Raw genomic sequence first — 6,599 nt, 5'->3', positions numbered from 1 at the left:
GATACAACATCCAGCGCTACAAGGGTTTGGGTGAAATGAACCCGGATCAGTTGTGGGAGACCACCATGGATCCCCAGAGTCGCCGCATGCTGCGAGTTACGATTGAAGATGCGATAGCTGCCGATCAGATATTCACAACGCTCATGGGCGACGTGGTTGAACCCCGTCGTGAATTTATCGAGACTAACGCCCTCAACGTTGCCAACCTGGACGTCTAAAAAAACCGGGGTCGTATCGTATAAAAAATATACGATACGACCCCGGTTTATGGGTTATGCGGCCAGATCAGCTGCTTCGTCGGTAGTGGCCAGCAAGTACTCGAAGGCTGTCAGTGCTGCTTTGGCGCCCTCCCCCAGCGCTACGACGATTTGCTTGTAGGGAACGGTTGTCACGTCACCGCAGGCAAATATGCCGGCTTCGTTTGTTTCGCCACGCGCATTGACGATCACTTCGCCACGCTCGCTCAATTCCACGACTCCCTGAAGAAAACCACTGTTGGGCAACAGGCCTATCTGAACAAACACGCCGGCCAAAGGTAGTGTTTTCCGCTCGTCGGTGCTTCTGTTGACATACACCAGCCCACTCACCTTCCCTTCGTCGGCGACTATTTCGTGGGTTGCCACATTGGTCAGCAGGTGGATATTACTGCGCTTGCGAGCCTGTTCTATCAGTACCTGATCCGCTTTTAACTGCGGCATAAATTCAAACACGGTAACGGATCTAACAATGCCGGAAAGGTCGAGAGCGGCTTCTATTCCTGAATTACCGCCGCCAACTACCGCGACGTCTTTTCCTTTGAAGAAGGGTCCGTCACAGTGAGGGCAATAGGCGACCCCGCTGCCGACATTTTCCTTTTCCCCTGGCACGCCGAGTTCGCGCCACTTGGCGCCAGTGGCTATTATCAGCGTGCGGCTATTGATGATTTCACCAGAGCTGAGTGTCAGGCGTTTTATATCTCCCTTTGTGATGTGAGAGACTTGCTGGTGCTCTCGCAAGGTGACCGCGTAGTCTTGAAGGTGAGCACGCAAATTCCCACTGAGTTCCGGGCCTGTGGTTTTAGGGACTGAGATGAGGTTTTCAATTCCTTGGGTATCTTTTACCTGCCCGCCTAGTCGATCTGCAACAAGTGTAACCGCCAACCCCTTGCGTGCCGCGTAAATCGCTGCTGCCACACCGGCGGGGCCAGCGCCGATAACGGTAACGTCCTGAGTGGGTAGCTGCTCAGGTGGCGTGGTGCTGAGGCTGGGAAATCGTCGTTGCAGCTTACTGAGCAGTTGTGCAGTGTCTACCTTGCCGTTAGCGAATGGTTCGCCATTAAGATAAACCGCGGGCACGCCCTGTATTGCGCGTGCTTCGACGGTTTTCTGAAACAGCGCGCCATCAATCATTTCTGTTTCAATCTTGTTATTCAACAAGGCGAACTGATTTAATGCCTGCACTACATCTGGGCAATTGTGGCAGCTTAAGCTGATAAAAACCTCAAAATGCAGGGGCTCATCGATTGCCTGAACCAGTCGTTGCATTGCGCCATCAAGTTTAAGTGTGTGTCCACCTGCCTGCAGTATCGCGAGAATCAGCGAGTTAAATTCGTGACCGCCCGGTATTCCTGAAAATCGAATACCAGTGTCGCCTTGTTCGTTTTCAATGGAGAATGATATTGGACTGCGCAAATTACTATCACGCTCCACAAAATTTATAAGATCTGACACATTACTTATGTCGCGAAGAAAGGCGTAAAGTTCTGCTCGTTGTTCATGAACACCGGTCTGCAGAACCAGTGTTACTTGTTGTGTCAGGTTTTCCGTGTAGCCCTTAACTGCGGCTAGAATATCTTGGCTTAACATGGTCTGTGTTCCTGTGCCGGTGTTTTTTAAAGGCCCTCACTCTCGAGAAGAGTGAGGGCGGCTTGTGACTAGATTTTGCCAACGAGATCGAGGCTTGGCTTCAAGGTGTCCTGCCCCGCTTCCCAGGCTGCCGGGCAAACTTCGCCATCGTTGTCGCGAACATATTGCGCGGCTTTCACCTTGCGCAGCATATCTTTTGCAGAGCGACCAATACCCAGATCGTGGATTTCTGCAACCTTAATGACGCCGTCTGGATCTGCTAAAAAGGTTCCGCGCAGCGCGACACCTTCTTCCTCTATCATTACGTCAAAACCACGCGCTATTTTTCCTGTGGGATCGCCCAGCATTGGGTAGCGGATTTTGCCGATGGCATCACTGGTGTCGTGCCATGCTTTGTGCACAAAGTGCGTATCGGTCGAAACAGAAAATACTTCCACCCCCAGCGATTGCAGTTCGTCGTAGTGTTTGGCCATATCTTCCAACTCGGTCGGGCAAACAAAGGTGAAGTCTGCCGGGTAGAATAGAAAAATAGCCCATTTGCCTTTTACGTCGTCTGCAGTGATGGTCTTGAATTCGCCGTTGTGAAACGCTTCTGCTTTAAAGTCAGGAATGGTTTGGTTGATTTTAGCCATGAGTGTTTTCCTCTCGGTTAATGCGTTGAGCCGTGGTGACATCGCCACCGTTGGAAACCACAATAGCGCTCGTGATGATTCAGATAAATTGAATTAACTTGAATCATATGTTCTATTATTTGGGATATTGAGGCGCTAAAACACCCTCTGCACGGGCTGACGAATACATACTGACTGAATAGGAAACCCGATGATTTCTCTGAAACAGCTGAACTACGCGATCGCCGTGGACAAGCAGCGCCACTTTAAGCGGGCTGCTGAGGAATGCGCGGTATCTCAGTCGGCCTTAAGTACCGCGATTGCTGAGCTCGAAAGTCAGCTGGGCCTGCAAATATTTGAGCGCAACAATAAGCAAGTACTGGTAACAGTGCAGGGAATGCGGGTGCTGGCCAAAGCTCGGGAGGTGGTTGCGGGCGTTAAGGATCTCTATCGACTGTCGGAACAGGAACAAGCGCCGTTGAGTCTGCCCTTGAGCCTCGGTGTTATCCCGACGATTGGCCCATATCTGTTACCGCAAGCGTTGCCCTGGGTTAGAGAGCAGCACCCGAACAGCCAAATAACCATCATTGAGGAACAGTCTGCTGTATTGGTTGATAAGGTGCGTAACGGCGAGCTGGACACTGCGATTCTCGCACTACCCTACCCAATCGAAGGCCTGCACGCTTTTGAGTTCTGGGCGGAAGATTTCTATCTGGTGACCCACAAGGCGGATGCCCTGGCTGGTAAAACGCGAGTTGCTGGGAAGCAACTGCGCGACACCCGCCTTTTATTGCTCAAAGACGGACACTGCCTGAAAGACCATGCCTTGTCGGCTTGTCGATTACCCGCCAGTGAGACTGATCAGGCGCTGGCGGGAACCAGCCTCCATACACTGATCCAGATGGCAGCCGGCCGGCTGGGTAGCACTCTGGTTCCAGAGATGGCTCTCGACGCGTTGTTGGGTAGCAACCGTGAGCTGGTGGCGATCCCACTGCAAGATCCGGGGCCACACCGACGGCTGGCGTTTATCACCCGGCTCAACTATGCGGGCGTACCAAATGTTGAGTATCTAAAGGGGCTATTTCGCGAGGCCTTGCTAAAAAAAGATTCAAGCAATGACCTAAAAAACCGATCATAAAAATAAATAAATTCAAATTTATGGCACATGAGTAAAGTGAGAAGCTTGAGCCGTTGTATCTATGTATTGCAGGAGCAATCCAAATGACAAGGCTTATCAAACGACTTCTGATCCCCCCAGCGAGCGACCAATGGGTGTGTAATTACAGCAACGACTACTACGGTGATCAGCTGTGTAAAACTGTCAGGCACTAACCTATTGCTGCGGCGTCGCTCGTCTCTAACAGACAGCCGTGGGGCTATAGCAACCCGGCGCTGAGACCATGCAAATAAGGCGAAAGCACTTTACAATGTTGGCACGGAGAACACTGATGGACATAACACGTGCTGAGCTTTCTTCCCCATTGGCTGCGCGGCAGCCTGAGTTTGCTGTTAATCATTCTGTCGACGGCCTTTTGGTTTGTGCCGTTGATTTTGCTGGCTTTTGTTAAATTGCTGGTGCCGATACAGGCGCTGAGAACTCTGTGCACCAAATTATTGATCGAGATAGCGACCATCTGGGTTGGCTTTAACAGCGCCCTGTTGCAGGTGATGAACGATATTACCTGGGATGTCGAAGGGCTCGATAAGTTACGCCGTGATGACTGGTACCTGGTAACCTGCAATCACCAGTCCTGGGCCGATATTCTGGTGGTGCAGAAGGTTCTCCATCGCAAAACCCCAATGCTTAAATTCTTTCTTAAACAACAGCTTATATGGGTTCCTGTGATCGGGGTGGCTTGGTGGGCACTCGATTTTCCCTTTATGAAGCGCTACACCTCGGAGCAGATCCGAAAGAAGCCCCAATTGCGCGGCAAAGATCTGGAAACTACACGCCGCGCCTGCGAAAAATTCAAGCATACGCCGGTGGCGGTCTTCAATTTCATGGAGGGTACCCGCTTTACACCGGAAAAACATGAGGCACAGCAATCACCCTACCGCTACCTCCTCAAACCCAAGGCTGGTGGTACAGGCTTCGTGCTGGGTGCGATGGGCGATCAGTTGCATACCATGCTTAATCTGACCATCCATTACCCCGACGGCAACCTCGGTTTCTGGGCTCTGCTCTGTGGACGCTTGCAGCGCGTGGTTGTTCGCGGAGAAGCCGTCTCTATACCGGCTGAGCTGCTCAATCGTAATTACCAGGAAGACGAGGCCTTTCGGCTGCATATTCAGCAATGGGTTGGCGAGCTATGGTCGGCCAAAGATGAGCAGCTTGCTAAATTGCACGGGTCGGATATCGCAGATAGCTCGGCTGTGAACGAAGAGCTTACCGAGAACATGAACTAAAATTGAATGCCGAATTCCGACGTTCCGTCTATGTCACTATTGCGCTGCCTACTTTCGCTTAAAATACGGTGAAAATCCTGTTCTGGTAGCGAGAAAGCGTTCTGCAATGCGCCGTTCACGAGGAAGGTCAGAAGTTGAAACAGACTGTAGTCCATTATTTCGGTTACCCGCTCTGGTGGCAGCTTGCCCGCTTTTATTCCAGCACATAAATCGCGTTCAATTTCGCCAATAGCCTGCGCTGCAGCGCCTATAATAAACATTGAGAGTTCTGCGCAGCGGCGTTCGCCGACCAGATATTCCAGCTGTAGGCGTGCGTTTTCCATGATCGATCGGAAACCAAGATCCAGGTCCCGTGTTCGGTCGGTCAACGTCTTGACCATGTCGGGGTTGGTAACATCCAGGCGTTGTAACATTCGCCCATAGTAGCTTTCAGGCAATTGGGTGCGAATGATTTCAAAGATTGGAAAGAGTATCAGCAACAGCTGATAGTGAAAGGCATCGCCTCGGGGCGTTTCCGAGAGCACCGCGACCACCCCGCTGCGGTGATGCATGATCTGAGGTATGCGATATTCAATTGTCGCTTGAATCAGCCCGGCCTTGTTCTTGAAATGATAATTGACCGCTGCGGCATTTCCGACATTGGCGTCGCTGACAACCGAGTTTAACCTGAGGCCACTGGTCCCCACCTGAGAAATTAGTTTTTCGGTCGAGACGATAAGCCGCTCGATCGTTCTTTGGCCCACTGACAAATACCTTTTATTTCCTATGCATCAATAGGTTATAAGCAATTAGCTGCAGGTTGAAGCGATATGTGCGAGATCGACTAAGATTGAAATAAGTCCATTACTTTGACCACCGCGTTTTGAACTATGATGAATTGTTGTGCTACTGATTTACGAGGAGCCCAATGAGTGAGAACGTCGAAAAGGAACCGGTCGCCGTTGAAAATGCTCGCATTTCTGCGCTGACCCGCACGGGTTTACTCGACTCCGCAGCAGAGCCGGCCTACGATGCCCTGGTGGAGTTGGTCGCGGGCCTGTTCGACGTACCGATGGCGCTTATCAGCCTGGTCGATGAAGAGCGGCAGTGGTTTAAGGCGAAAGTGGGTGTTGGCGTAACAGAAACCCCACGTGAGATAGCGTTTTGTGACCATGCGATTCGCGCCGGGGGTGTCTTTACCGTCCCAGATGCGGCCTTGGATCCCCGGTTCTCAAATAACCCCTTAGTAACCGGAGAGCCTAATATCCGGTTTTATTCTGGGGCGGTGCTGTATTCTGATGATGGGTTTGCGCTTGGCACCCTGTGTATTCTCGACGACAAACCTCGGCCGCCGCTTGAAGAGTCCACCCGGGAGCGACTCGTCCTCTGTGCCCGATTGGTCGAAGCACTGATTCGTGGGCGAACCAAATTAGATGTGATTTCGGGGTTACTGTCGCAGGATATTGCGAAGTCTTATGAGACAGTAAACATCACATTAACCCGGTCTTCGCGATTAATGAACCGGCGCGAATTTGATCATGCCATTAAGGACGTTTTTTCCACCGACAGTGCGGCGCACGGTGTGTTTATTTTTCGCCTTGATTGCCACACCCTGCTCGATGTGGGCTTTGCCATCCCAGAGCAGGTTCAGGAACGTTACGTGGCTAACGTTTTAAAAACCTTCGGCAACTCTGCACTGGCGGTTGGACGCCTGGAATACAATACATTTGCGGTGCTCTACGCTACCGATAATCAAGCT

General features: G+C 51.4%; 6 protein-coding genes and 1 pseudogene. 4 read left to right on the top strand and 3 right to left on the bottom strand.

Annotated elements, in window-relative coordinates:
* Window positions 1-218: pseudogene (locus ABYP39_RS16355) on the top strand (hypothetical protein); the annotation flags it as partial.
* Between the two features lie 54 nt (window positions 219-272).
* Here the strand turns inward: ABYP39_RS16355 and ahpF are convergent.
* Both ahpF and ahpC read right to left on the bottom strand, forming a co-directional pair.
* Window positions 273-1,844, bottom strand: coding sequence for an alkyl hydroperoxide reductase subunit F (gene ahpF / locus ABYP39_RS16350; RefSeq protein WP_372783611.1), 1,572 nt, complete (start codon window positions 1,842-1,844; stop codon window positions 273-275).
* Between the two features lie 68 nt (window positions 1,845-1,912).
* A complete protein-coding gene (gene ahpC, locus ABYP39_RS16345) occupies window positions 1,913-2,476 on the bottom strand; it encodes an alkyl hydroperoxide reductase subunit C (RefSeq protein WP_372759909.1) in 564 nt (187 codons plus the stop codon).
* A gap of 190 nt (window positions 2,477-2,666) precedes the next feature.
* Here ahpC and ABYP39_RS16340 point away from each other — a divergent pair, with 190 nt between their 5' ends.
* Both ABYP39_RS16340 and ABYP39_RS16335 read left to right on the top strand, forming a co-directional pair.
* The gene (locus ABYP39_RS16340; protein ID WP_372783609.1) at window positions 2,667-3,593 is read left to right on the top strand and encodes a LysR substrate-binding domain-containing protein; all 927 of its coding nucleotides are present in this window, start codon (window positions 2,667-2,669) and stop codon (window positions 3,591-3,593) included.
* Window positions 3,594-3,916: 323 nt separating this feature from the next.
* Window positions 3,917-4,861: an acyltransferase gene (locus tag ABYP39_RS16335; protein WP_372765121.1), complete on the top strand. Its 945-nt coding sequence runs from the start codon at window positions 3,917-3,919 to the stop codon at window positions 4,859-4,861.
* Here ABYP39_RS16335 and ABYP39_RS16330 read toward each other — a convergent pair.
* A complete protein-coding gene (locus tag ABYP39_RS16330) occupies window positions 4,858-5,604 on the bottom strand; it encodes a TetR/AcrR family transcriptional regulator (RefSeq protein WP_372783607.1) in 747 nt (248 codons plus the stop codon). The two genes, ABYP39_RS16335 and ABYP39_RS16330, sit on opposite strands and share 4 nt — an antisense overlap.
* A 164-nt stretch (window positions 5,605-5,768) precedes the next feature.
* Between ABYP39_RS16330 and ABYP39_RS16325 the strand changes: the two genes are divergently transcribed.
* The coding region (locus ABYP39_RS16325) for a GAF domain-containing protein (RefSeq protein WP_372783605.1) at window positions 5,769-6,599 on the top strand (831 nt) is incomplete at its 3' end.

It is taken from the genome of Litorivivens sp. (assembly GCF_041625495.1).
GTDB lineage: Bacteria > Pseudomonadota > Gammaproteobacteria > Pseudomonadales > Spongiibacteraceae > Litorivivens.
This window is presented reverse-complemented; position numbering and strand designations above follow the sequence as displayed.